Raw genomic sequence first — 26352 nt, 5'->3', positions numbered from 1 at the left:
ACACTGCACGAGATGGTCATCGAAACCGACGCCGGCGCCGGCGAGTGGATTTCGATCACGGACGCCGCGGCGCGTTTGAGCGCGGCCGGCGACCGGATCGACCGCTCGACCCTGTCGCGCTACCTGAAGCAGCACGCGCAAGCGTTGCCGACGCGTGAGGAGGGTAAGTCCCACCTGGTCGAGTTCGGCGCGCTGATTGCGCACCGTGGCGAGAACATTCGTCTTCGCGCGCTGCCTGTTGCCGCTCCAGGCGCGGGCAAGTTGTCGGCCAAGCCGCCCTCACGGTTCGCCGGCAGCCAGTCGGACGGCTTTGCCCGCAAGGCGCAGGCCGATGCCGAGATGCGCGAGATGGACCTCGCCAAGCGTCGCGGCGAACTGACGCCGACGGCAGAGGTCGACAAGGCCGGCCGCGATGCGATCGCGCTGATGCAAAGCGCCTTCGACCGGGCGATCGAGAGCGAGGCGGCGAGCCTGTCGGTCAAGTATGGCTGGGATGAGCGTGTCGCGCGCATTGCACTGAAAGGATTTGTCCGCGTCGGCCTCGACGACTTCAACCGAGAGATCCGCGAGCGGCTCGACCAGCACGCGCGCGAGCGCGCATCCGGCGACACCGGGCCATTCGACCAGGCCGCCCTGCAATGAGCTATCACGACGCGCGGCTGTCCTTTCCGGAGCTGCCGCATGGCGCCGAAATCCTCTTCACCGGCCTCGAGGCCGCCAGCCGGCCAGTCGCCGACCTGACGATTTCGGAATGGGCCGACCGCTACCGCGTCGTCTCGCCGGAATCGGGATCGCCCTGGCCCGGCCCGTTCAAGACCGACCGCGTTCCCTACCTGCGCGAGCCGCAGGATTGCCTGCATCCCGACCATCCGGCGCGCCGGGTCACCTGCCGCTGGGCGGCGCAGCTCGGCAAGTCGACCGCGATCGAGAACTGGTTCGGCTTCATCGTCGACCAGGCGCCCGGCTCGATGATGATCGTGCTGCCGACGCTCGAGGAAGCGACCAAGTTCAACCGTGTCAAGCTGCAGCCGACCATCGAGGCCAGCCCGCGCATCGCGCACAAGGTGATGCCGGTCAACAGCCGCGACGAGCAGGGCTCGACCACCTCGTTCAAGCGCTATGCCGGCGGCTTCTGCCAGATCGTCAATGCGGGCTCCTCCAAGGGCCTGCAGATGGTGTCAATCAAATACCTCGCGATGGACGAGGTCACCGGCTATCCGCGCGACGTCGACGGCCGTGGCAGCCCGCGCGACCAGGCCCGGGCCCGCCAGAAGATGTATGGCGACCTCGCCAAGGAATGGGAAGGCTCGACGCCCGGCATCTCCGGAGAATGTGCAATCACCGGCGATTTCGAAGTCGGCGACCAGCGCTACTACTACGTGCCCTGTCCGCATTGCGGCATCTATCAGGTGCTCGAATTCGATCAGATGCGCGAGGCCGACCCGGCGGCCAATCTGCCGGTGCACATGGCCTGCATCGCCTGCAACGGCGCGATCCTCGACGGTCACAAGGCCGAGATGAATGCGCGGGCGCACTGGATCGCCCGCCGCGTCCATGACGGCGAGGAGAAGGTGCCGGAGGCGATCGCGCCCGACGACATCGCCCGCTGGCGCTGCGACCCGTGCGAGGGCCGCTGCCGCGACTGGCAGCCGAGTTACCATCTGTGGGCGGCCTACGCGCCGCGCGAACGCTTCGCCGATATCTGGCACCGCTTCAAGGATGCCGAAGGCGACACGACCAAGCTGCGCACCTTCTACCAGCAGGATCTGGCGCTGCCCTATGATCCCGGCGGCGTCGCCGTCGAATGGGAAAAGATCGTCGAGGCGGCGCGCAAGTTTCCGTTCCCGCGCGGCACCATCCCGGCCGAGGCCGGCATCATCGTCTCGGCCGCCGACGTCCAGGGCTATGGCATCAAATGGTCGGTCTGGGCGATCGGGCCGCGTGACCGCGCCTGGCTGATCGACCGCCAGGTGTTCATGGGCGCGCCGGACCAGGTTGACGATGCCTGGATCGAACTCGCCGACGCACTCGGCAAGACCTACCGGACCGCCGGCGGCGGCGAAAAGGGCCTCGACATTTCCGGCGTCGATTCGGGCTTCGCCACCGATCGCGTCTACCGCTTCTGCGCCTCGCGCCCGAACGTCTATGCGCTCGACGGCCGCCATCAGATCGGCCTGCCCTGGCTGGGCACCCCGGTGAAGAAGGATATTCGCGACCAGCGCAAGCGCATCATCATCGCCAAGGTGATGCTCTATCCGGTCGGGCTTTACGACATCAAGACCTCGGTGATGGCAGCACTGGCCAATTTCGTGCTCGGTCCCGACGAGAAGGGCAGCTGGCCGCGCAACACCATCCACCTGTCGAACGAGCTCTGCGACGACGAGTTCGCCAAGGAGATGACGGCCGAGCGGCTGGTCGACCCGGACGAGGAAGCGCGCGCCACGGTCTCGCGGCGGGCCCGCAATTTGATCAGCCCGAAGGCGCCGCGCGAGTGGAAGAAGATTTTAGGCCGCGCCAACGACTGGTTCGACACCACGGTCTATGCCTTCGCGCTGGCCTGGCATCTGAAGCATAAGCGCCGTCTCAACACCGAGCGCTGGGCCGATCTCTTGACCGAAGTGCATGGCAAGTCGACCGAACCAGATCTGTTCGAAGCGGCGGACGCCGGGCCGTTCACACAGAAACCGAAACCAGCTCGCGACATGAGCGAGAAACGGAAAGCCTGGGCAAAACGGAAATGAGCAAGCCACGCATCAGAGTGCCGGCCGGCTCATCGTCACAGGCACTCGCTGTCCAGCGCCCGCCGATGACCGCATCCTACCTTCGCGACAGCCGGTCCGGGATCATCAACACACGGGCGGCCTATCTGCGGGAGAGCCGTGACGATATTCGCCAAGCATGGCGCCGTTCGGCCAGTATTGCGGTCGACCTGATCCAGAATTCCGGCCGGCTGCGCGGCGCCGCGGACCAGGTCATTGCCGATACAGTCGGGGTCGAACTGGTGCTCAGCCCGCGGCCGAACCTCGCCCGCCTCGGCTGGAGCGAAAAGGAAGTCGCCGACTGGATCAAGTTGGTCAAGGAGGAATGGAAGCGCTGGTCGTGGAGCCCGCGCGAATGCGACCTGCGCGGCAAGTTCACCATCCCGCAGCTGGTCGATATCGCGCTGCGCTGGGATATGGCCTATGGCGAGGCGACCGGCGTCATGTCCTATATGAGTGCCGCCACGCGCCGCCATTATGGCATCCGGAGCGGCACCAAGCTCTGCATGGTCCCGCCGCACAGGCTTGTCCAGGATACCAGCGAGTTCGAAGGCCTCTACCAGGGCATCTTCCACGACGCCAATGGCCGGCCGACACATTACCGGTTCGAAGAACGCAATGCCGGCATGCTTGACAAGCGGGACTATCCGGCCATCGACGCGCAGGGTCGACCGGTCGTCATCCATGCTTTTGATCCGATGGATGCCACCGACGTGCGCGGCATCTCGCGGATGGCGCCGGCCTTTCGCCAGCACATCCAGCACGAGGTTCTGGTCGACACGACCATTCAGACGCAGATCCTGCAGACGATCTTCGCCGCAACCCTGACTAGCGCCTCGCCGTCGAAGGAAGCCTTCGAAGCCTTGGAGGCTTTGCCAGACGATCAGTCCGAACTGCGCGACGAGTTCCTCGCCTATTTCGGCGGAGCGCTCGAAAGGGCGCGGGACGGCGACATTACAGTTTCCGGCGACCCGCGCATCTCGCATCTCGCGCCGGGCGAAGAATTTATGCTGCACGGCGCCAAGACACCGGGTCCGCAGTTCCTGCCGGTCTGGCAGGCGCTGTCGCGCGACATGGCTCGCGCAATTGGGATCACCTATGGCGGCCTGACGATGGACCATAGCAACGCGACCTATTCGTCGACGCGCATGGAGAATGCATCGATCTGGCCCGTCGTCGTGCGCCGCCGCGAGCGAATCGCCGGCCCGATCTGCCAGTCGACCTATGAGAACTGGCTCGACGAAAGCGTTGGCGAGGGGCGTATTCCATTCAAGGGCGGCTACATGACCTTCGCAGCAAACCGCGATCTGGCATGCTGGGCGCTTTGGCAGGGCCCGGCGAAACCTTCGGCTGACGACGGCAAGAGCGCAAAGGCCTCCACCGAGCGCCTGGTCAACGGCACCTCGACGCTAGCCAACGAATGCGCCGAACTCGGCTACGACCCTGAAGAAGTGTTCGAGCAGCGCGTGCGCGAGCACCAGAAATATGTCGCTGCCGAAATGCCTTCGCCCTTCGTGCCGCGCAATGCCGGCCCGCCCGACACCGCCGCGCCCGAAGAGCCGGTTAAAAAGGCAGCCGCATAATGACAATTCTGGTCAAGATCGCTGGCGTCACTGTCGACGCGGAAGATCCGTGTGCTCTCTATCAGGCGCTTTATGCGGCCAAGCTGAAGCTGATCGCCGGCGAACGTGTCGAGGAAACCGAGGTGCGCTCGCCGGTCACCCACCAGCGCGTCCGCGTCTCGGTCGGCAGCGTCGCCGCGCTCGATGCCGAGCTGATGCGGCTTGCTGCGGCTTGTTCGGCACTGTCCGGCAAGCGGTCACGCTACGCCAAGTCCATGCGTTTCATCCGAGGATATCCTAATGGCGGCAATTCTTGCTGACGGCGAGCTGACGCTCTCCGGCGATGTAGGCGACGCATGGTTTGGCGACAGCTTCACCTATTCCGAGGTCGTCATTCTGCTTGCGCAGATCGATGACGATGCCGAACTGACTGTCCGGCTGAATTCCGGGGGCGGCATTGCCACTGAGGGCGCTGCAATCCACGCGCTGCTCGCCCGCCGCGGCGGCCGCACGGTTGTTGTCGTCGAGGGTATCGCGGCGTCGGCCGCCTCGCTGATCGCCATGGCAGGCGAAACGGTGACCATGGCCGAGGGGTCGATCATGATGATCCACGATCCGTCCGGCATCACCTTCGGCACGTCCGACGATCACGCCAAGTCGATCGAAGGCCTCGAGGCATTGGCAACCGCCTATGCCCGTGTCTATGCGGCGAAGTCCGGCCTGACGGCCGACCAGTGCCGCGAGATCATGAAGCGCGAGACCTGGCTGACAGCCGCCGAAGCGGTCGAGCAAGGTTTCGCCGACGATGCCGGCGACGGCAAGGCTGGCGCAGTCGCCGCCTTCGATTACCGAATTTACGCGCATGCGCCGAAGCGGCTCACCGCTCTGGCCAAGAAAAACGGCTGGTCGCATGAAGCGGCCAGTTCGCCAGCGGCGAAGTCCGCTGAGACCAACCGTCAGCAAAAGGAGACTTCCATGACGGACAAAGAACGCGCGGACGCCTTGGCCGCCGAGCTTGAACAGATGAAGACCGCCCATACGGCTGCGCTTGCCAAGGCTGCTGCCGACGCTATCGCTGCCGATCGCGCCCGGCGCACGGCGGTCATGGCACTGGACGAAGCCAAGGGCCGCGAGGCGCTTGCCGACACGCTGATCGCGACGCAGCTGTCGGTCGAAGACATCAAGGCGGCGCTCGCGGCGGCGCCGAAGGCCAGTGAAGCCGACCAGAAGGCTTATGAGCAGCAGCGGCTCAACGCTGCCGGGCTCTCGCTGCCGGGCGGCCAGAAACCCGCCGATGCTTCGGCCGGCTGGAAGAAGGCGGCGGACAGCATCAACAAGCGCAACGGCTGATCGAGCCTTTCGCGCACCATCCTCAAAATCGTGAAAGGCTGAAGCCATGACGACTGTTACCGAAGGCCGGCATGCCGGCGAATTCCTGCTCAGCGAGGCGAATTTCCACCGCTCGCGCGATAACGCCACCGTCGCCTTTTTGCAGACGCTTCTTGCCGGCACTGTGCTCGGCCGCATCGCGGTCGTTGCCGGCGTTGTCACCACCGCGGCCGCCGATGCTGGCAACACCGCCGGCTCAGGCGCGCTGACGCTCGCCAATCCGGCCGTCTCGTCCAGGGTCAAAGACGGCGTCTACAACATCATTTGCACTGAGCCGGCGACCAATGGCGGCACGTTCGAGGTGACCGATCCGACGGGCAAGTCGATCGGCAAGGCGGCGGTCGGCGTCGCCTTCAACAAGGAAATCAAATTCACCATCGCCGACGCCACGGACTTCGTCGCCGGCGACCGCTTCACCGTCACGGTCGCGGCCGACGCGGATGATTTCCAGTATGTCGCCTACAACCCGGCCGGCACGGACGGTTCCGAGGTCGCGGCGGCAATCGCGCTCTATCCCGCTGTCACGCCGGCCGACGCGACGGCGGCCATCGCCATCATCGCCCGCTCGGCGGAAGTCAACGGCCACCAGCTCGAATGGCCGGCCGGCATCGCTGCCGCCGACAAGGCCGACGCGGTCCAGGCGCTCGAGGCGCGCGGCATCATCATCCGCAACTGACGGTGCGGCGGGTGACCGCCGGCCATTCCGATTGAGCCCGCGGCCCGCCGCGCCGAACCATTCCTGCCAGTCAGGATTTCCAAGGGAAACCCAAAATGGACAACATCCTCGACATCTTCAAGAATGACGCGTTCAGCTGCACGTCGCTGACCGATTTCGTCAATGACCTGAAATACAGGCCCGGCCGCATCGGTGAGATGGGCCTTTTTTCTTCGCATCCCGTCACCACCACAAGCATCGCCATGGAGCGCGTTGGCGACATCCTGCAGCTGGTCAAGCCGAGCGCCCGAGGCGGTCCCGGCGAGACCCGCGACATGCCCAAGCGCAAGATGACCGATTTCAAGGTGCCGCACTTCCAGCGCGACTGGGGCGTGCTCGCCGACCAGGTGCAGAACGTTCGCGCAAAAGGGACGTCTGACCAGTTGGCGACGGTGCAACAGATAGTCGGTGCCGTCATTGCGGCCAATACCTCGGATTTCGACCTGACCGAGGAGCATGCCCGCCTTGGAGCCGTCACCGGCATCATCACCTATGCCGATGGCACGACCCTCAATCTGTTCACCGAATTCGGCATCGGCCAGGTCGCCGAAGTCGATTTCGACCTGGACAACCCCACCCCTGCCGATGGCGCCCTTCGCCTCGCCTGCACCAAGGTCATCCGAGCTGAGAAGAAGGCGCTCGGCGCCGTGCCGTTCGCCTCCGTCAACGCCTTTGTCGGCGACACTTTCTTCGACCAGTTGCTGACCCATAAGGAGGTTCGCGACACCTACAAGGGATGGTCCGAAGCCCAGATCCTGCGAGACTCTTTCGTCGGCAAGAACCGCTCATCGAATCCGACGTTCGAATTCGGCGGCATCGTCTGGGAAAACTACGGCGAGATCGACGGCGAGGGCGTCGGCATCGCCGCGACCAAGGCGCGCTTCTTCCCGGTCGGTGTGCCGAACCTGTTCAAGACCTACATCTCGCCGGCCGACTACATCGAGACCGTCAACACGCTCGGCGAGCGTCTCTACGCCAAGCAGTGGCAGATGCCGAACGACAAGGGGATCAATGGCGAGTTGCAGATGAATGCGCTGCAGCTCTGCACCCGTCCCGGCGCGCTGATGGGCGCCTGCAACACCTGACCGCCCCGGCGGCGCTCGGCGCCGCCAATACCCTGTACCGAGGCGCTTGGTTATGATCGACTGGAACGAGGCTTCGGCGGCGCTCGAATCGACCGTCGCCGAAGTCTTCGACCGCGAGAGCTTCCGCGTCGTGCCGACGGCGCGGCGCGTCGGCGTCAACGATACACGCATGGCCGATCCAGACCGTATCGGCTTCCCATTCCTCGGATCGATCCATTTCGGCCCGGCCGCTCTCGCGCCCGGCTTCTCGCATCCGTCCATGCTGTCTTCGGATCGCGACCGGGCGCGCGAAATGCCGGCGCATGAGGCGGTCGTTACCGCGCTGTCGACCAACTGGCTCGAGCCGGTGAAGGTGGAAGACCAGATCGTCTGGCTTGACCTCGAGACCGGCCTTGAGAAGGGCCGCTTCATTGTCGCGGCCATTCCGGTCGACGGCGGCAGTCGGCTTGCCATCTTCGTCAACCGCACCAAGGGCCGGCCATGACCATTGCCGCCGAAATCACCCGGCTGGCCGCTATCGAAGGCCTGTGCCCGACTGTCGCGATGCTTGCCGGCACCACGCTGCCGACCTTGGCGCGCCACCGCGTCTTCGACAGCCGCCGGCCTTCGATCGACGAACTCGACCCCGGCGAGGAATACACGCCGGTGCTGTCGCTGTTCACCCGCAAGTCGGAATCGCCGCGCCGCGGCCAAGGCCAAGGCAGTGTCGCGAGGAACGGCCGCACCATGCTCGAGGTGGTGGCGGAGCTTTGTGTGTCGGCGCAGGACGAGGACGGCTCGCCCTATACCGACGCCATGGTCGGCTCCGACCCGAAGGCGCGCATCGCGCTGTCGGCGCTCTGCGCGCAGGTGCGCTTCGTGCTGACGCAAGGGCCGACAGGCACGCTCTTTCGCCAGATCGTCATGGCCATAGAAAGCATCGACGAGGAAGGCTTTGCCGTCCCCGAGCTCGGCCTGCGCTGGCAGCGCACCACCATGCTGTTCGACTGCCAGATACCCGACGACGATTTCTCCGGCGGGGCAGGGCTGCCGCAACCGGCGGCGCGCATCGCAGCACTTCTGCCCGACAATTCCTACGCCAAGGCCACCCTGGCCAATATGGCCGCGCAGTTCGTCGCCGGCGCACCATTGCCGATCATCGACACGATCGCCTTCGAAGTAAAGCAGGCCGGCGTCTCCGGTGAGATGGGTCCTGCCGCGGCGATCGCGCAACCCTTTCCCGAGATCGAGGAACAGACATGACCACGCTCGTTCACGTCAGACTGGCGGATGCCGCACATCGCATGCCGCACCCGTTCAACCCGAGCGTCGACTTCCCGGCCGAAGGGCTGACCGTGGACCGCGAGGATCCGGCCTGGATGCAGCTCATCAATGACGGCTCGCTGACGATCGTCGAAAAAGAAGCGCCTGCCTCGGCAGGCAAGCGCAAGGAGAAAAACTGATGGGCATCCTGTTCAACAACATCCCCGGCGCCGGCCTGGTCGCGCCGCTGTTTGCCTTCGAGGTGACCTCCGGCGGCAGCTACCAGTCGGCGTCGCGCCTGCTGCTGATCGGCCATAAGAACACCGGCGCGCTAATTGCAGACAATACCCCGACGCCGGTCGGCTCGGCGCAGGAAGCCGTAGCACTTTGCGGCGCCGGCTCGATGCTGGCTGAAATGGCGCGTGTCGCGTTCTTGAACGCGCCGACGCAGGAGACATGGATCTTGGCGGTACCCGCGACCGGCACGGCGCGCGTCGACACCATCAAGGTCAATTCGGTTCCGGCCGGCGGCGGCGTCGCCACCGTCGAGATCGGCGGCGAGCCGGTGCAGGTGCAGATCGCCGCCGGCGACAGCGTCAATACCGTCGCCGCCGCCCTTGCTGCTGCCATCAACGCCTATTTCAACGCGCTGACCGGTGCGGCGCTGTCGGTCGCCGCGACGGTCGCCACGGACACGGTGACGGTGACCGCCCGCCATCTCGGCCTGATCTATGTCGACTATGACTTCTATGTGCCGACCGTCGTTGCCGGCAACGCCTTTGCCGGCGCTGCCGTCACCATCACCAACACCGTGGTGCCGACCGGCAGCCCGGACCTGTCGGCGGCTCTGGCCGCACTCGGCGACGATCCCTTCGACTGGATCGTCTCGCCCTTTTCGGATGCCACCAACATCGCCCGCTACACGGCGGCGATGAACGATGTGTCCGGCCGCTGGGCATACAATCGCCAGGTCTATGGCCATGTCTTCACCACCGCGGCCGGCACGCTGTCGGCGCTGACCACGATCGGCTTGGCGCTCAACGACCGTCACCTGACCATCCACCCCCGTCTGCCTGTCGCTGCCGGCAATCCGACGCCGGCCTGGCTGGCCGCATCTGCCCGCACGGCGCGCATCGTGCCGTGGCTGTCCGACGACGCCACGGGCAATGTCTCGCGCAACCAGAAGGGCCTTGTCGTGCAAGGCGAGCGGCCGCCGCGCGATCGATCGCTGGTGCCGACCTATGCCGGCCGCAACACCATGCTGCGCTCCGGCATCTCGACCGTCATCGTCAACACCGATGGCGGCGTGGCGATCGACAAGGTCATCACCACTTACCAGAAGGATGCCAACGCGCAGCCGGACGAGACGTTTCGCGACATCCAGGCGATCGGCCAGCTCGTCGCCATCCTGCGCTATTTCCGCGCGCAGTTGTCCTATGAGCACGGCCAGAAGGCGCTTGCCGACGAAAACCCCGGCGGCCTCGGCGCGATCTCGACGCCGAAGTCGATCAAGGCGACGCTGGTGCATGCCGCCGACACGCTGGAAAACCGGGGCGTGCTGGAAAACGCGCGCGGCTTTGCCGACCGGCTGATCGTCCAGCGAAACAGCCAGAGCGCCAACCGCGTCGACATCATGGCGCCGATCGACCGCGTCAACCCGCTCGACGTGATTGCCGCCAACGCGATGCTCTACAGCCAGTATCGCGCCGTCTGATCGCCGACTGACCATCCATTCAACTGAGAGGAAAAACCGATGCAGAATTTCGGCGGAGAAATGACGTTCGGTCTTTCGACCGGCGAGCGGATCGTGGTGCGCGGCGCGGCCGAGATCATGCCGTCCAATCTCGAGATCACCGGCGCCGCCAACCAAGACGGGTCGGTGTATCGCACGAGCGAGCCGACCGGCTTCAAGGCCAACCTCACCTTCGAGGATTTGCCAACCGACGATTGGAACCGGCTGATGCGGGCGTCAGGCTTCAACGTGACGCTCAATGAAAGCTTCACCGGGGTCCAGCATCTGTGGACCGAAGCCGCCTTTACCGGCACGCCGACGATCAACCGGGCAACCGGTGAAGTCACCGGCGTGGCGCTGATCTCTCGCGTCTACCGGAAGATCTGACGATGGCGGAAACGGTCGTTCCGCTGTCGAAGCGCTATGAGGCGCACGGCGAAGCCTTCGAAAACGTCACCCTGCGCGAGCCGCGCTTCGAGGATCTGCTGGCGCTGGGCGAGCCCTACGAAATACAGCGCGCCGCCGGCAACAATGTCGTGATCGAGAATGTCGACACTGTCGCTGCGTATGTCCGCCGCTGTGTCGTGGCGCCGGGGATCGAGAAGCTTGGCGCGCTCGATCTGGCGGATGCCAGGCAGGTGCGTGATGCGGTGATCGGTTTTTTTATGCGTACCGCGCCAGCGGTCACCGAGTAGGCGAGGTCGTCGGTATTCAGGCCGACGACCTGATGTTCTTCTTCGGCTGGCAGCCCGGAATTGTGCTGCCGATGCCGTTTTCTGAAATCGCCATGCTGCACAGGCGCGGCATTGAATTCCTGAAGCGCAGGCCGAAGACATGAGCAACCGCACGATCGAGGCCATACTGCGCCTGTCGGCGAAGCTCGGCCCGATGGGCGCCTTCGGCCAATTGTCCAGCAAGCTCAACCAGGTCAACCAGAAGGCTCTGGCGTTCAATCGCACGCAAGGCCTGATGGCGCGCAACAGCATGCTGGCGGCAAACGCCATTCGCGGTCTCGTCGCCTATGGTCTGGTGCGCGGCGCCGGGCAAATGGTAACGAACTTCGCTGGCGCTGAACGGCGGCTGAACCGCATCGCCATCAATGCCGATGCCGGGAAGGAAAAGCTTGGCGAGATGTTCCGCACGGTCGACCGCGCCGCGCTCGACTATTCGATGACGCAAGACAGCATCACAGACGGGCTCGAATCGCTTGTCGCTTCCGGACGCAGCCTCGACGATGCGCTGTCTTTCCTGCCGTCAGTCGCCGCCACGGCTCAGGCCGCCGGCGCCGAGATAGCCGATATCGCCACCACGGCGGACGCGATCGGCAATTCTTTCCATTTCGCCGGCAACAACATGCAGCGCGCCTTCGACATCCTTGTGACTTCGGGCAAGCAAGGCAAGTTCGAGCTGAAGGACATGGCCCAGTACCTGCCGTCGCTGGCGCCGGCCATGGCCTCGCTCGGGTATGAGGGTGAGAAGGGACTGGGCAAGCTTGCCTCGATGCTGCAGACGGTGCGCCTGCAAACCGGTGACGCAAGTTCGGCCGCGACCAATTTGCAGAACGTCCTGCAGAAGATGGAATCAAACGAGACGGCGAAGAGCTTTAAGAAGTTCGGCGTCGATCTGCGCAAGGAAATGGCCAAGGCGCGCAAGGAAGGCCGTGACCTTATCGATGTGTTCATCGAACTGACCGAACGGGCGCTTAAAGGCGATCTGTCGAAGATCCCGCAACTGTTCACCGATGCCCAATTCCAGCAAGGCATGCGCGCCCTTTTGCAGGGCCGCGACGCCATGGAGGGTTTCCAGAAGGCGCTCGAAAATGTCGACGGCGCGACGATGCGCGATCTCGGCCGCGTCCTCGATGATAACCAGTCGAAGATCGACCGCATGGGTGCATCGTGGGAGCGCATGGTGCGCGCGATCGGGTCGGGTATTGCACCCGCGGCCACCGGCGCCATGGACTTCGTCAGCTCCAACATGGACAAGGCGCAGTTCATTAATGCGGAGCTCGACAAGGAAGGCATGGGCTGGTGGGAAAAGCGCATGTGGTGGCTGCGCAACGGCTTCGACAATCAGAACCAGGGGCTGACCGCATTCAAGGGCGGATGGCGGTCGCCCGAAGGCCTGGTCGCCGCCAAGGGGCCGATGAGCGCCAGCCCGGAATTGCCGTCGCGGCGTCAGGACCAGCCGGGCCGCACGCCGATCCCGACACCGCGTCCGGTTGCGCCGAGCGTGGCCGAGCAATACCGGCTCTACGGTCGCGGCCACGCTGCCGCGGTGCGCAACAGTGTTCAGGTCGAGAAGCCGTCCGGCTACTTCGGCAACGAAATCGATTTCAGCGCGATGGAACGGGCCACGGACGCCGCAGCGGCCGACCTGAAGGGCGCCGGCGTCGAGACGGCGTCATCCGTTGCCGACGGCGGCAAGCAGGCCGGTGACAGCATCAAGTCTGGTGCCGACACTCTGGCATCGGTCGCGGGCAAGCTGGAAGCGGCAATCGTCGCCGGCGCCAATGCGCTTGCCGGCGCCGCCCGCAGTGCTGCCGCCGACCTGTCGCGGCCCATCGGCTCGCTTAAGGCGGTTCGCGCCGACACCGGCAAGTCCAACGCTGGCCATTTGATGGGACCGCGTTGATGCGTGACTGGCTGAAGGCCTTCCGGCCCGCCTCGTTCCGCGGCGTGCCGTTCTTCGTCGAGGCCGAGGAAGCCGAAGGCGGCCGGCGTGTCGCCATCTCGCCGATCGCCTATTCCGATCTGCATGTCACCGAAGACATGGGCGGCGATGTCAGGCGCTTCAGCCTGTCGGCCTATGTCGCGGGTGATGTTGCCGATGCCGCCGCCCGCAATTTCACCGCAGCACTCAATGCGCCTGGCGCCGCCACGCTGGTACTGCCGATGGGCGGTCCGGTGCTGGTGCGCGTGCCGCGCTGGTCGCTTTCGCGGGAGCGCGGCCGTGCCGGCTATGTCGGCTTCGAGATCGAGTTCGTTTTGGCGGGGCTCGCCTCGCTGCCTTTCGCCGCAGTGCCCGGCGCCTTTGCCATCGCCGCCAAGATCGCCGCCGGCATTGACGTGATCGCGTCTGCCGCCGCTTTCCGCATGCGCGATGTCGCGCCCGGTCAGGCGGCACCCTCGGCACTCGCTGCCGCATCCGCCGCGGTGGCGATGGCCTCGGTCGCCGATGCGGCGGAGATGCCGGCCGAAACGCGGCCCGTCATTGCCGATCAGATTGCGACGATCACGCGCCTGTCGTCGGAGCCGGTCACCCAGGCCGGGCCGATTGCTGCGGCGATCGTCTCGACGGTCGGCGCCATCGCCGATGCGGCGAGCCCGACCGAAGCCACTGAAGCTTTTGCGGTTGCGGCCGCACCTTCCGGCACCGATGTCTTCGCCCTGGTGTCGGTCGCCGCCTTCGCCGCCGGGTTTTGCCAGGCGCTTGCTGCCGGCGATTATATTTCGCGCCAAGATGCGCGCCGTGCCCGTGACCGCATTGCGCCGGTCGTCGATCCCGTCCTTGAGGCCCTGTCGACAGGCCTCGACGTTGCGGTCAGCGAATGGCTGTCGGATATCGCTGCGACCGCGGCATCCGACCTCAGTGCCGTTGCCGCCAATCGGGCGCCGCTGGTCAGCGTTCAGACCGAAATATCGCTGCCGGCGACGGCGCTGGCCTACGCGCTTTATGGCGATGCCGGCCGGGCCGGCGAGCTGGTCCAACGCAACAGCGTCGCCACACCGGCGGCCATGCCGATCAGCTTCGAGGCCATTGCCCCTTAGCTTACGGGTACACGCTGCCTCACAGGGCGGCCTGAGAGGATCGTGCCTTGCCGCTTGAGACCATAGTCATCCAGGCTGGCGGGCTGTTCCTGCCGTGGCAGGATGTCTCGATCTCGATCTCGGCCGAAGAGGCTGTGCGCAGCGCCGTCGTCACCGGGCATATACCGCCAGGTGCCTCGCCGCCTTGGCCCGATGACAAGGCCAGCCTGACGGCGAACGGCACGCTGCTGTTGACCGGCTATGTTCGCGACCTCAGGCCCGACCAGGGATCGGACGACTGGAAGGCCACGATCTCGCTGGTCTCGCGGACGGTCGACGCGGTCGAGACCTCGATCCTGCACAAGACCGGCCTGGTCGAGAACAGGGACATCAAGGGCATCGGCGAGGCCTTCGACAATTGCGGCATCGGCATCGAGGCGAAGGGGTCGTTCGAAACAATCGCCAAACACCAGATCGAACCTGGCGAATCGCTGTATTCGACGCTGGAGCCGCTGGCGCGCGCCGAGGCGGCGATCATCCACGACACGCCGCAAGGCAAATTGCGCATCGTCCAGAAGCCGGAGGGGTCGCATAGCGGCGGCCTGGCGGCTGGCGTCAACATCATCTCTGCCGCAGCGGAATTTTCGGGCGAGGGCAGGTTCAACCCGGTTATAGTTCGCGGCCAGCAATCGCGCGGCACGACACCGCAGGCCATGCGGCCGGAGGCCAAGGCATCTGATCCCTCGGTCGGCCGCAGCCGCCCCAAGATCGTCGTTCTCGATGGCGAGGCGACGACGAAGCATATGAAGAACGCAGTCGAATGGGAGGCCCGCGCGGCTGCCGGCCTCGCGGTCAACGCAACCATCACCGTGTCTGGCTGGCGCGATGCCGGCGGCAGGATCTGGACGCCGAACTTTCTGGTCTACGTCCGCCATCCGCGCATCTATCTCGACCAGATGATGGTCATCAAATCGGTGGAACTGACGCAGGACACGCAAGCCGATGGTGACGGCACGCGGGCGACCTTGACCTTGACCGATCCGCGCGCGCTCGGCGGCTCTTCATCCGGGTCTAAATCGGGCAAGGGCTGGTCTGCGCCGGAGCCAAAGGCGGAGTATTCGGCGCAATGAAATCCTCAGCGCACCTGACGCGTTTTGAGATTGATTCTTCGCGCTTCGACAATGGCCAGCTGCTGATCTCCGGTCGCGGTCTTGCCGGCGAGACGTTCAAGGATCTGCTCTACGTGCAGCCGCACGGCGCCGCCAGCCGGCCGCCCAAAGGTTCGATCGGCGTCGCGATGGTGATGCCTGGCCGCCGCACCCAGGCGATGCTCATGGGCATCGAGCACGCGGAGCACCGGCCCGACCTGCCGGACGGCGCCGCGGCACTTTACGATGCGTCTGGAAACATCATCAAACTGTTCGCCGGAGGCGTGACCATGGATTTCGGCTCGCGGACAATCACGCTGACCGGCGGCACCTGGAATTTGCAGGGCGATCTCAACGTCGACGGCAACATCACCGCCACCGGCTCGATCATCGACGCCGGCGGCAACACGCCGCACCATACGCACTGATGATAAGGATCGTTCCACTCACCGGCGACGGCGAACCGCTTTTGTCGCCCGATACGCTTTGGGACGGCACGTCAGGCGACTGGGCGCTTGCCGGCGACGACAAGGCCAATGCCGGCGGCCTGCGCGCCAAGGCGGAACTTGCCACCGCCGTGATGCTCTGCCTGATGACTGACGCCCGCGTCGAGCCGGACGAGCTGCCGCCTGAAGAGCAGAACCGCGGCTGGCCGGGCGACAGTTTCGACCTGCGCACCGACCTCGGCGAGACGGTGATCGGCTCGAAACTCTGGCTGCTGCGCCGTTCCACGGCAAACGACGCGACCGCGTTGCGTGCTGAAGACTTTGCCCGTGCCGCCCTGCAGACGCTGATCGACCAGGGCGCGGTCTCGACGGTCGAGGTGACTGGTACGGCCGACCCGGCGCAGCGCCGCATCGATTTGAAAATCACCTTGAAGGACCGCGATGGCGCGGTCGTCTTCGATCGCCGCTTCGGCGTCCTGTGGGAGCAATTGCGTGGCCTGGACCGTCCTCTCGCCAACTGAGATTTCGACCCGGCTGCGCGGCACCTTGCGGCGCTACCTGCCGGGCACCGATGCGCTGGTTTGGCCGAACAATTTGACCGCGATCGTGAAGACCGTCGCCGCAGGCATGCACGACATGCATCTGCGCGCCGCCTGGCTTTACGATCAGATTTTCGCCACGACCGCCAGCGTCCAGCATCTGGAACGGCACGGCGCCGAGCTCGGCATCTATCGCCGGCCGATGGCGCGTGCCGAAGGCGTGGTGACGCTCAATGGCTATGCCGACACCATCTATCCGGCCGGCATCGCCTTCATCGCCGGCAACCGGCTCTATCGCTCGGTTTCCGATGCGCGCTCCGACCTGGCCGGGCAGCTCGCGCTGATGATCCTGTCCGACGATTATGGCGTCGCCACCAACATTGCCGCCGGCGAGACATTGCAGCGCGCCGACCCGACGCAGTTCCCGAACCTGGAGCTGGAAGCGACCGTGGCCAGCGGCGGCATTGGCGGCGGTGCAGATACGGAGACGGATGCCAGCCTCCGCGCGCGCATCCTTGACCGCAAGCGCAGGCCGCCGCAGGGCGGCGCCTATTCGGACTACGAGCAGTTTGCCCGTGCCGTGCCCGGCGTCACCCAGGCCTGGGCCTTTCCGTTCGCCGATGCGCCCGGCACGGTCGGCGTCTGGTTCCTGTTCGAAGGCCGCCTCAATGGCATTCCGGAGGCAGGCGACATCGCTCTGGTGCAGGATGCGCTGGAAGCGCGGCGACTGATCCGTGCCGGCCTGTCGGTTTCGGCACCGATACCGTCGCCGCTCGACATCACCATTGCCAATCTCGCCGTCGACACGGTGCAGACGCGCGCTGCGATTGCCGCCTCGATCGCCGCCATGCTGGTCAGGCGCGCCCGGCCGGGCGTCGCTTCCGCGCCATTCACTCTGTCGCGCTCGTGGATCTCGGAGGCGATCAGCCTTGCTGTCGGCGAGGACCGGCACTTCCTGATCAACCCGTCCGGCGACATCATCTATGTCGGCGGTGAGATGCCGGTGCTTGGCACGGTCAACTATGTCTGACGCCACGCGCTGGCCGCGCTATCCGGGCGAGGACGAGCTTGCCTTCTTCCATTTCGCCCCGGACGATCCGTTCATCGGCGCGCCGCCGCAGGGCGATGTCCTGTCCGATCCGTCCGACGAGGCCGCAGAAGGTTTTCTGACGGCGCTGTTGCCGAAGGGTGCGGCTTGGGGCACGCCCGACAACCAGGCGCTCGATCCGCTGTCGGTGCTGTCGCGGTTCTGGCGCGCGGTCGGCTCGGCCTTTGCCGATGCCTATCGGGCGCTGTTCGGGGTAGCGCTCGAATCGACGGCGGTCACGTTGGTCAATTCGCTCGACGACTGGGAAATTGAATACGGGCTGCCCGATCCCTGCCTCGGGCCGGACCAGACGATCGACGCGCGCATGCGCTCGTTGCTGCTGAAGATCCGCTCCGGCGGCACCATCACGCCGGCCGATTTCATCAGGCTCGCCGCCGATGCCGGCTATGCGATCTCGATCGAGGAGCCGACGCCGTTCCGGGCCGGTGCGTCGACTTGCGGCGGCCCTGAGGCAATCGCCGGTGGCGAGGTGGTTGAATATGTCTGGATCGTCAGCGTGCCTGGTGTTTCGGTCGAATTCTTTCGCGCCGGCGACGGCCGTGCCGGCGAAACGCCGCTCGGCCGGCTCGGCCTGCCTGACGATCTTATCTGCCTGTTCAACGCGCTGAAGCCAGCCTGGACCACCATCGTTTTTTCCGTCTGAAAAGAGGCCGCCATGAAGTTCGTCAATCCGCGCAATGCGCCGCCATCCGATGAGCGCATTCCTTACTGGAACGAGAACCGGCCGGCGGGCCTTACCGGCGCCATCCCTCCGGCCGATGTCTTCAACGACCCGCAGGACGAGATCCTGAAGGTGATCGTCGAAGCCGGCCTCACACCCGATGCTGCGGACAAGACGCAGCTCTGGCAGGCGCTGCAGGCGCTGATCGCCGACATTGTTTCGGGCAGCACGCCGTCGATCGAGGTGCCGCCCGGCTCGGTCTCGATGTTTGCTGCCGCGACCGCGCCGACCGGCTGGCTGAAATGCAATGGCCAGGCCGTCAGCCGCACCACCTATGCCGATCTGTTCGCGGCGATTAACACCAGCTGGGGCGCCGGCGATGCGGTCACCACCTTCAACCTGCCCGACTTCCGCGGCGAATTCCTGCGCGGCTTTGACGACGGCCGCGGCATCGACACCGGACGCGTCTTCGGCAGCCTGCAGGACTATGCGACGGCGCGGCCGCAGAACGACACCGTTCAGCGCGTCGATCCGTTAACCGGCGATCCCGTCACGCTCAAGCAGGCCGGCAATCCGTCGCCGGCGACCAATCCGTCGCAGGTCGGCTTTGTCCGCGCCTCGAAGCTCGGCGAGCGCATCGTCACCGGCGATTTCGATCCGGGCGGCGGCGGCAACCCTTATGTCGACGTCGTCAACGTCGTGACCGGCGACGCAGAAACGCGGCCGCGCAACCGGGCCGTGCTGTATATAATTAAAACCTGACGCCTCGCGACGCGCACCGGCCGTTTCGGCCTCAAATCTCTTCCCCCACAACTGGATTGACCCATGGCCGCACCTGACCTGTTCGGCATCCTCGATGTCGTCAAGAAACTGACGCCGCCGGCGGGCATGGGCACCGCCCATGTCGACGGCTTCTCCTGGGCGCGCAACGGCCTCTCCTATGGCGATTCGACCAAGCTGACCGCCGATGACTGGAACCGCATCATCGCCAATCTGCGCGTCGTGCTGATCGCCTCCGGGGTTAATCTTTCAACCCTCGACCCCGCCGACCCGGCGCTGCTGAAGACCGTGCTGGAGCTCTATCTGGGTGCGGCGGTCACCGACATCCTGTCGGGCGTCGATGTCGGCGGCTACGGCATGATGGCCAAGGCCATCTATGACGCCAACAATGACGGGCTGATCGACATCGATCATGGCGGCACCGGCGCCTCGAGCCTGATCGATGCTGCCGACAATCTATCGGCCATGTCGACCGACATCGCCAGTGCGGCGACCACCGATCTTGGCGACGCCACCGGCATCAATGTCCGCATTACCGGCACGGACGCGATCTCGTCCTTCGGCTCGGCGCCGGGCGGCGCCATCCGCCGCCTGACTTTTGCCGCAGCGCTGACGCTGACCCATAACGCCACCAGCCTGATCCTGATCGGCGGTGCCGACCTTGCGACCGAGGCCGGCGATACCGCCTGGATGCAGTCTCTCGGCTCCGGCAACTGGCGCATGCTCGGCTTTTTCAGGGCCAGCGGCGCTGCGCTCAGCAGCATTCTGCGGCAGGGCTCAAACCCGCTGCCGACCGCAGAAGGCGATATCCGCTGGGACACCGACGACAACATCCTGGTGATCGGCGACGGCGCCGGGCAAAGGCTGTTCCTGGCGGCGCCGGCTGGCCTGGACGCGGGCGACGTGCTCTATGCGACGGCGCCGAAGGTTCTGGCGCGCCTGCCCAAGGGCGCGGCCCGGCGCACGCTGCGCATGAATGCCGCCGCGACCGCACCGGAATATGGCGGCGGCAACGGCCTGCCCGACGCCGTGCTGGAGGACCAGAAGGCCTCGGGTGTGAACGGCGGCTCTTCGGCGCCCGGCAATGGCGCCTGGGTGACGCACATCCTGAACACCAAGGTTCGCGACCCCTACAATCTGATGGCGCTGGCCAGCAACGTCTTCACGCCGGCGAACGATGGCCAGGTTGAATGGCAAGTCGTCGGCTATGGCACCGAACTGCAAGTTCGCCTGTTCGACGTGACCGCCGGAGCCGAGGTCGGCATCGGTATGGGCGCTGGAGGTAACACGTCGCCGGACACCGGTTGTATTGCCATAGGCGGGGCGATGGTCGTCGGCGGCCACGCCTATCGCCTGGAATGGCGCACCTCACACACACACGCCAACGGCCTTGGCCTCGCCTTCGGCTTCGGCTCGGTCGAGGTCTACGCCCGCCTGAAATATTGGGGAGACTAGATGAGCAATTTCGTCCTCGTCGAAAACGGCATCGTCGTTCAGTCCGACCGCTCGGGCGACCAGCCGGAAGGCTTTATCGAAGCCGACGATGCGGTCTGTCCCGGCTTCCTGTTCGACGGCGAAGTCTTCACCGCACCCGTACCGGTGCCGGTCATTCCGGACCGGGTATCGGCGCGGCAGTTCAAGCTGCAGCTGCTCGCCGCCGGATTGCTGGCCGAGGTCGAAGCCTGGATCGCGGGGCAAGGCCCGGCTGTCCAGATCGCCTATGAAAACAGCGGCAGCTTCGTGCGCGCCGACCCGACGATGCAGGCCGGCTTTGCCGCGCTCGGCTTTTCGGGCGCGCAGGTTGATGCCTTCTTCACAGCAGCATCGGTTCTCTGAAATCATGGCAAAATATGTTTTCCCCGATGTCGAGCCGATCCGGCCCGGCTACGACTTCCAGATGCGCCTGCAGTTCCCGCAGGATCTGTGGGATGCGCAAGAGATGGCAACCGGCCGGCTGGTGGCGCAGTTCCGCGCCGCCGTGCCTGGCCCGGTGCTGTTCGAAGCCGACACAATTGATCTGACGATCCAGCGCGAGGCGCCGCGCACGCTGGCCTTCTTCCTGTCGGAGGAAGCGACAAAGCCTTTCATCGCCTCGACCATCGTCGTGTTCGATATCGCCCGCTTAGACGGTGGCGACAGCCGCATCGTTCTCGACAAAGTGATCTGGCCAGTTCTGGAGACGGTGACCCGCGATGTCGTATAACGCGATCCTAGAAGTCCCCAATGTCGTCGTCGTCTCCGGCCCGGCCGGCCAGTCGTTCCGTCCGGTCGATGACGCCGCCGAGCTGACCGCCGATTTCGGCCGCGACGACGACCGCGCCATCATCCGCTCGAACGGCGACGAGTGGCTGAAGACGGCGGGCGTCTGGGCCGCGACCGGCGAAAATTTCTGGGGCACGCTGCTGGCGCAGGGCGCCGCCCAGGTCCAGCAGGCCGCCGCGTCGGCAACGCAAGCCGAAGCAATTGCCGAACAGTTCGGCGATCTCGAGACCGGCATTACGCTGGCGCAGCAGGCCGCTGCGGCCGCTGCTGGCAATGCCGGCCAGACGGCGGCCGATCGTGCGCAGACCGGTGCCGACCGCGCGCAGACCGGCATCGATCGCGCGGCAACTGGCGCCGATGCCGGACAGACGACGGCCGATCGCGTCGCCACCACTGCCGACCGCATTGCGACCGGGGCTGACCGTACGCAAACTGGCCTCGATCGCACAGCAACCGGCGCCGATGCCGGCCAGACGGCGGCCGATCGTCTGGCGACCGGGGCCGATCGAATTGCCACCGCCGCCGATGTGGTCTTGACCCATGCTGACGTCGGTCTTGCCAACGCGGCTATCGGTGGCGTCGTCTATGACACCACGGCGGCCGGCATCGCGGCCACGGTCAATGGGCAATTCTTCATCGTGAAGGGCGATGGCATCAACACATATGCCCTGTCCTACAAGAACGTCGTCGGGGTCGCGACGCTGATCGCCAGCTACCCGAGCAAGACGGCGCTTGACGCCTTTCTTGCATCACTCTCTGCCACGGTAACGCAAACCATCGGGCGGACGGCAACTCCTGTCGATGGTACCGCTTACGCGACTGGAACCTATGTTTGGGCAAATCCAGTTGCGCAAGTCTGCTCACTGTCCAGCTTCGTCTTTTACGCAAAAGGCGACGGCACGATCAAACTGAAGAAATTCAGCAAGTCCGGCAACGTCTACACCATGACGGGCTCGGTGAGCGTAGCCACGACGGGCGCCGGATTGAAAACCCTGACGGCATCCGACTTCGGCACCTTCACCTTGGCGGCCGGTGAATATCTCGGCTTCTATGTCCCTAATAGCTATACCAGCTATGTCGTTGGCACCTCGGACGGTGCCGGCTATTTCCCGATCGCTGGCGATGGGACGACCGTAACCAGTCCGGTCATATCGACAGGGGCCATCCTGCAGCAGTCGGCCGTCTTTTCGTTCCTGACGCAAGTTGTCACTGCTGCCGCGTTCAATGCTGTAAAGGCCACGGCAGATGCAGCGAAACTTGAGGCGGATAACCATTCGGTTAGCATCGGCAATCTGAACGCTACCCTTAGCCAGCATCTCGGGCGGATCGCCGATCCTATCACAACAACGGGCGGGAGTTCCTCGGGCACCTACATGTTCCGCGATCCGGTTCTATATCGGTCTCCTCTGACTTCGTTCAAGGTGAAGAGCCGGGCCGCTACAAATATCAAGATCAAGCAGCTACGGCTGGACCAGGTCACCGGGACGTACACGGAAATCGCCTCCGTCACAGTTACCGCAGGCGTCTCCGGAACTCTTAACACGTTCACCCCCGCCGATTTCGGCGTGATGATTTTTGAGGCGGGTGACTATCTCGGGTACAACCACACCACAGCGATCGGCGCCGTCAATCCAGAGACGTTTGTGGATGGCGGCATCGAGTTCGTGGGTGCTGGCGACATCACCTCATTTACGCTGGCTTCGTCCCATAATGGTGCCGGCTTCACCTATCAGGTCAATGCTGACTTTGGCGGCTCGGTGCAGATCGTCAATGCGACACAGTTCGCGGCCGTGCAAGCGACCGTCGATGCGCTGGCGGTTGGCGTGGGAGTGAAGCTGCTTGGCAGAAGCACAGACCCTATTGCGGGTGGCGGCACCGCTTTAAACTACACTGACATCCAGAACACCCCGGCGCCTTACAATCAGGTTCTCAAGACCTTTAAGGCGTGGTTCACGGCAGCAAACGCCGTCTGCTACCTGCGGAAGTACACCAGATCGGGTTCGCCGGGCAGCTACAGCTTCACGCAGATTGCGAATGTCGCGCTCCGGACCAGAGCAGCCGGCCTAAACACATTCACCAAAGCGGACTTCGGGTACTTTCCGGTCGCGGCGGGCGAGTTTCTGGGAATCTTCGCGCCCACATCAGGAGGCGGCCAGCCACATAACACGGCCAGCCCCGACGAGAGCGGTGATGGCTTCCTTCAAGTCGCCGGGGAGGCCATACCCCTTGTCACCACTACGCCACTGACTGCCTACCGCATGGAATGGCAGTTCGGATTGGTGCGGGCCGGTACGGCGGCCACGGCAGACAATTGGGATGCTTTGGTCGCTCGCGTTGCAGTGCTTGAAGCAGCCACTACTCCCGCCAGCACGCTTCTTTCCTATGGTGATAGTATGACGGCTGGCAGTGGCGGCACGCCCTATCCGACACAGTTGGCCACGCTGCTCAGTCGGGGAGTATCCAATCGCGGCGTTGGTGCCAATCGCGGTCCCGATGCCTTTTCGCGATGGGGCAGCTTCCCGGTCCTCGTGCCTGCGCTGACTATCCCCACATCAGGTTCCGTCGATTTCACGGTGTCAGGTTTCAACGGCGCGTTCGACCAAGCCAACCCGATCACCGAAAATAACCCGGCAGCCACATTCAGCGGCATCTTGGCGGGCGTACCGGGCGTGCTGTCACGGGTCTCTGGCACCTATCCCGGCAGTTATGTCTATAGGTTCACCCGCACTGGCAGCGGCGCTGCGGTGTCAGTCATTGCGGGCGAAAACTTCTTCATCGACATGTCCGACGCCCGAGACTACGCAACACCGATCTTCTGGGTTGGGCGCAACAGCATCGGGCTACAGAACGTCTCTGGACAGACGGCTACTCAGATGTTCGACAAGGTTATCGCATGGCATGAGCGAGCTATCGCCTTATTGAGGGCGAGCACCAACAGCCGGAAGTTCCTCATCATGGGGCCGTCCAACCGCAATGACGAGTATTCCGGCTCCACAGCTACGGTCGCCGGGTGTGCTCTGACTGGTAGCCAGTCCTACGATGTTATCGTGCAGATCGAGAACGAGCTGCGCCAGAAATGGCCCCGCAACTTCGTCAATCAGCGCGGTTATCTGGTCTCCAAGTATGACAGCGGCACACCGCAAGATGTGATCGACTTCGGGCGCGACGTACCGCCATCTTCCAAGAGGAGCGACTTATTGCACTACAACACGTCTGGCTATGGAGACGTAGCGGCGGTTCTCCAGGCGCGAATCTTGCAACTAGGTTACTAGACTGCGCTGTGCTGCCTCGCCCGCAAAAATCGACTGGCGATCCTAATATTTCTCCGATAGAGGATGTACCACGCGAGTTGGCGGGGCCTCATGAAACTTCTCAGCAAAATCGCGCATGCGGCTAGGCACCCTGCGGCAGTCCCACGGTGGTTTGTCAATCGCCAGATGGCGAACGCGAAGCGGCGGCGTTGCGAAGCGGCGAGCAGTGCTGTGCTGTTTCCTCAATCTCGGATCGCAAATCACCGTGCGCCCACCGACATCCAGATCGGCAAGGAGACGCGCGTCTTGGGCGAGTTGCTGACATTTGGTCACGGCGGGAAAGTCTCGATTGGCGACCATTGCTATATCGGAGAGAACACCAGGATATGGTCCTGCGAGTCCGTGTCGATCGGAAATCGCGTGCTGATCTCGCATGGGGTCAACATCCATGACAACGTGTCGCACTCGATGTCTGCCGAACGCCGGCATCAGCATTTTCTGTCGATTTTCTCGACCGGGCATCCCAAGGAAGACCCGGATATCGCATCAGCGGCCGTTGTTATCGAGGATGATGCATGGATCGGCTTCAACGCTTCGGTCTTGAAAGGGGTAAAAATCGGCCGCGGCGCTGTGGTCGGGGCTTGCTCCGTCGTCACCAAGGATGTTCTGCCGTATGAAGTCGTGGTAGGGAACCCCGCCAGACCCATCGGCACATCCAAAGCATGAGAGGATCAGTGTTGAATCTTGTCGACAAATCGCTCCGCCGCGCCGTTCAGCACTCAACCAGGGCCTCACTGGAGAACGCTTACTTCAGCAATCTGATGCTGCTCGGCGGTGCCGCAGCCGCCATGCAGGTTCGCCAAATGGATCACATCCGGGAGCTGTCCGACGCCGGCTTCAAGGTGTTCTCGCAATGGGACGAGGACGGGATTGTCGAATGGCTTGTCCACCACAATGGGCCGATGCCGGAATCGTTCGTCGAATTCGGCGTCGAGGATTTCAGGGAGGCAAACCTGCGCCATCTTCTGATATCCCGCAACTGGCGCGGCATGGTCATCGACGGAAGCCCCAAGCATATCGAAGTTGCCAAGCGAGACGCGATCTCATGGCGGCATGACTTCACGGCGGTGGCGTCGTTCGTCACGGCCGAGAACATCAACGGTCTGATTTCTGGCGCTGGCTTCAACGGCGAGATCGGCATCTTGAGTGTCGATATTGACGGCAACGACTATTGGCTGTGGAAGGCGATTGAGTGCGTCAACCCCCACTTTGTCATCGTGGAATATAATTCGGCGTTCGGCGACCTGCATGCGCTGACGATCCCATATCGCCCTGATTTCACGAGGACGGCGGCGCACTACTCCAACCTCTACTGGGGTGCCTCGATCGAGGGATTTTGCGCACTGGGCCGTGAACGAGGATACACGCTGCTCGGCTCAAACCGCGCCGGCAGCAACGCGTTCTTCGTCCGCAACGATCGGCTTCCGAGATTTGCCGATCGGCTGGGCGAGATGATGGCCAGACCACATCGGTTCCGTGAAAGCCGGGATCAGGAGGGGCAATTGAGTTATGTGTCCGGCCAGGATCGATCGAAGGCCATAGCAGGTCAGCCGGTGGTGGATGTTGTCACCGGTAAAACTGGCAACTTGGGATCGTTCGGCGAATTGTACTCCCCGCGATGGGCCGCAATGCTTCGCGGGCAGGTCGAATAGGTCAAGCCGTCGGGCGTCTCTCTTCGACGACTTGCCCCCAATCGTACAGCTTCACGTGCTTGTTCGGCTGGTGCGCGCAAAGCTCATCAAAGGCGGCCCGAGCTTCGGCGATCTCTGCGCTGGCCATGACTGTTATTTGTGAGCGCCGGGCGTCGATGACCTGAACCGAGAACCGCAGGGGCTGCGGCGTCTTTTCGATGAGCATGTCCATT

General features: G+C 64.4%; 28 protein-coding genes. 27 read left to right on the top strand and 1 reads right to left on the bottom strand.

Features of this window, described 5'->3' with window-relative positions; genetic code table 11:
- Positions 1 to 12 precede the first annotated feature (12 nt).
- From NKH33_RS07630 to NKH33_RS07500, 27 genes are all read left to right on the top strand, one after another.
- On the top strand, positions 13 to 642 hold the full coding sequence (locus NKH33_RS07630; RefSeq protein WP_352918756.1) for a hypothetical protein: 630 nt from the start codon (positions 13 to 15) through the stop codon (positions 640 to 642).
- Positions 639 to 2741: a phage terminase large subunit family protein gene (locus NKH33_RS07625; RefSeq protein WP_352918754.1), complete on the top strand. Its 2103-nt coding sequence runs from the start codon at positions 639 to 641 to the stop codon at positions 2739 to 2741. The genes NKH33_RS07630 and NKH33_RS07625 overlap by 4 nt, the downstream gene beginning before the upstream one ends.
- Complete coding sequence (locus tag NKH33_RS07620) at positions 2738 to 4342, top strand: phage portal protein (protein WP_352918752.1); 1605 nt, start codon at positions 2738 to 2740, stop codon at positions 4340 to 4342. The genes NKH33_RS07625 and NKH33_RS07620 overlap by 4 nt, the downstream gene beginning before the upstream one ends.
- A complete protein-coding gene (locus NKH33_RS07615; RefSeq protein WP_352918750.1) occupies positions 4342 to 4641 on the top strand; it encodes a hypothetical protein in 300 nt (99 codons plus the stop codon). The genes NKH33_RS07620 and NKH33_RS07615 overlap by 1 nt, the downstream gene beginning before the upstream one ends.
- Complete coding sequence (locus NKH33_RS07610) at positions 4622 to 5671, top strand: head maturation protease, ClpP-related (RefSeq protein ID WP_352918749.1); 1050 nt, start codon at positions 4622 to 4624, stop codon at positions 5669 to 5671. The genes NKH33_RS07615 and NKH33_RS07610 overlap by 20 nt, the downstream gene beginning before the upstream one ends.
- Before the next feature lie 46 nt (positions 5672 to 5717).
- A complete protein-coding gene (locus NKH33_RS07605) occupies positions 5718 to 6386 on the top strand; it encodes a head decoration protein (RefSeq protein ID WP_352918747.1) in 669 nt (222 codons plus the stop codon).
- A gap of 95 nt (positions 6387 to 6481) precedes the next feature.
- Positions 6482 to 7510, top strand: coding sequence for a major capsid protein (locus NKH33_RS07600; protein WP_352918745.1), 1029 nt, complete (start codon positions 6482 to 6484; stop codon positions 7508 to 7510).
- A 52-nt stretch (positions 7511 to 7562) separates the two neighbouring features.
- Complete coding sequence (locus NKH33_RS07595; RefSeq protein ID WP_352918743.1) at positions 7563 to 7994, top strand: hypothetical protein; 432 nt, start codon at positions 7563 to 7565, stop codon at positions 7992 to 7994.
- Positions 7991 to 8752: a hypothetical protein gene (locus tag NKH33_RS07590; protein WP_352918742.1), complete on the top strand. Its 762-nt coding sequence runs from the start codon at positions 7991 to 7993 to the stop codon at positions 8750 to 8752. Before NKH33_RS07595 ends, NKH33_RS07590 begins: the two co-directional genes overlap by 4 nt.
- On the top strand, positions 8749 to 8952 hold the full coding sequence (locus tag NKH33_RS07585) for a hypothetical protein (RefSeq protein WP_352918740.1): 204 nt from the start codon (positions 8749 to 8751) through the stop codon (positions 8950 to 8952). The genes NKH33_RS07590 and NKH33_RS07585 overlap by 4 nt, the downstream gene beginning before the upstream one ends.
- The gene (locus NKH33_RS07580; RefSeq protein ID WP_352884344.1) at positions 8952 to 10466 is read left to right on the top strand and encodes a phage tail sheath subtilisin-like domain-containing protein; all 1515 of its coding nucleotides are present in this window, start codon (positions 8952 to 8954) and stop codon (positions 10464 to 10466) included. The genes NKH33_RS07585 and NKH33_RS07580 overlap by 1 nt, the downstream gene beginning before the upstream one ends.
- A 39-nt stretch (positions 10467 to 10505) precedes the next feature.
- Positions 10506 to 10871, top strand: a complete 366-nt coding sequence (locus tag NKH33_RS07575) for a phage tail tube protein (RefSeq protein ID WP_352918738.1) — start codon at positions 10506 to 10508, stop codon at positions 10869 to 10871.
- A gap of 2 nt (positions 10872 to 10873) precedes the next feature.
- On the top strand, positions 10874 to 11179 hold the full coding sequence (locus tag NKH33_RS07570; RefSeq protein WP_352918736.1) for a phage tail assembly protein: 306 nt from the start codon (positions 10874 to 10876) through the stop codon (positions 11177 to 11179).
- Between the two features lie 139 nt (positions 11180 to 11318).
- Positions 11319 to 13118: a phage tail tape measure protein gene (locus NKH33_RS07565; protein ID WP_352918734.1), complete on the top strand. Its 1800-nt coding sequence runs from the start codon at positions 11319 to 11321 to the stop codon at positions 13116 to 13118.
- Complete coding sequence (locus tag NKH33_RS07560) at positions 13118 to 14254, top strand: DNA circularization N-terminal domain-containing protein (protein ID WP_352918732.1); 1137 nt, start codon at positions 13118 to 13120, stop codon at positions 14252 to 14254. The genes NKH33_RS07565 and NKH33_RS07560 overlap by 1 nt, the downstream gene beginning before the upstream one ends.
- A gap of 47 nt (positions 14255 to 14301) precedes the next feature.
- On the top strand, positions 14302 to 15363 hold the full coding sequence (locus NKH33_RS07555) for a phage baseplate assembly protein (protein WP_352898135.1): 1062 nt from the start codon (positions 14302 to 14304) through the stop codon (positions 15361 to 15363).
- On the top strand, positions 15360 to 15809 hold the full coding sequence (locus NKH33_RS07550; protein ID WP_352918730.1) for a phage baseplate assembly protein domain-containing protein: 450 nt from the start codon (positions 15360 to 15362) through the stop codon (positions 15807 to 15809). The genes NKH33_RS07555 and NKH33_RS07550 overlap by 4 nt, the downstream gene beginning before the upstream one ends.
- A complete protein-coding gene (locus tag NKH33_RS07545) occupies positions 15809 to 16348 on the top strand; it encodes a phage GP46 family protein (RefSeq protein WP_352918728.1) in 540 nt (179 codons plus the stop codon). Before NKH33_RS07550 ends, NKH33_RS07545 begins: the two co-directional genes overlap by 1 nt.
- Entirely contained in the window at positions 16320 to 17396 is a 1077-nt protein-coding gene (locus tag NKH33_RS07540) for a baseplate J/gp47 family protein (protein ID WP_352918726.1), read from the top strand. The genes NKH33_RS07545 and NKH33_RS07540 overlap by 29 nt, the downstream gene beginning before the upstream one ends.
- Complete coding sequence (locus tag NKH33_RS07535) at positions 17389 to 18117, top strand: putative phage tail protein (RefSeq protein ID WP_352918724.1); 729 nt, start codon at positions 17389 to 17391, stop codon at positions 18115 to 18117. Before NKH33_RS07540 ends, NKH33_RS07535 begins: the two co-directional genes overlap by 8 nt.
- A 12-nt stretch (positions 18118 to 18129) precedes the next feature.
- Entirely contained in the window at positions 18130 to 18897 is a 768-nt protein-coding gene (locus NKH33_RS07530; protein ID WP_352918722.1) for a phage tail protein, read from the top strand.
- Between the two features lie 63 nt (positions 18898 to 18960).
- A complete protein-coding gene (locus NKH33_RS07525) occupies positions 18961 to 20370 on the top strand; it encodes a hypothetical protein (RefSeq protein ID WP_352918721.1) in 1410 nt (469 codons plus the stop codon).
- Positions 20371 to 20751 (top strand): hypothetical protein, encoded by a 381-nt coding sequence (locus NKH33_RS07520; protein WP_352918719.1) that lies wholly within the window; start codon positions 20371 to 20373, stop codon positions 20749 to 20751.
- A gap of 4 nt (positions 20752 to 20755) precedes the next feature.
- A complete protein-coding gene (locus tag NKH33_RS07515) occupies positions 20756 to 21118 on the top strand; it encodes a hypothetical protein (protein WP_352918717.1) in 363 nt (120 codons plus the stop codon).
- On the top strand, positions 21108 to 24449 hold the full coding sequence (locus NKH33_RS07510; RefSeq protein WP_352918715.1) for a hypothetical protein: 3342 nt from the start codon (positions 21108 to 21110) through the stop codon (positions 24447 to 24449). The genes NKH33_RS07515 and NKH33_RS07510 overlap by 11 nt, the downstream gene beginning before the upstream one ends.
- 90 nt (positions 24450 to 24539) lie before the next feature.
- Positions 24540 to 25154, top strand: coding sequence for an acyltransferase (locus tag NKH33_RS07505; RefSeq protein ID WP_352918714.1), 615 nt, complete (start codon positions 24540 to 24542; stop codon positions 25152 to 25154).
- Positions 25155 to 25165: 11 nt separating this feature from the next.
- Complete coding sequence (locus tag NKH33_RS07500) at positions 25166 to 26140, top strand: hypothetical protein (protein WP_352918713.1); 975 nt, start codon at positions 25166 to 25168, stop codon at positions 26138 to 26140.
- 1 nt (position 26141) lies between these two features.
- Here the strand turns inward: NKH33_RS07500 and NKH33_RS07495 are convergent, their stop codons facing one another.
- A complete protein-coding gene (locus NKH33_RS07495; protein ID WP_352918711.1) occupies positions 26142 to 26351 on the bottom strand; it encodes a hypothetical protein in 210 nt (69 codons plus the stop codon).
- Between the last annotated feature and the right edge of the window lies 1 nt (position 26352).

Source organism: Mesorhizobium sp. M1182 (genome assembly GCF_040318335.1).
GTDB lineage: Bacteria > Pseudomonadota > Alphaproteobacteria > Rhizobiales > Rhizobiaceae > Mesorhizobium.
This window is presented reverse-complemented; position numbering and strand designations above follow the sequence as displayed.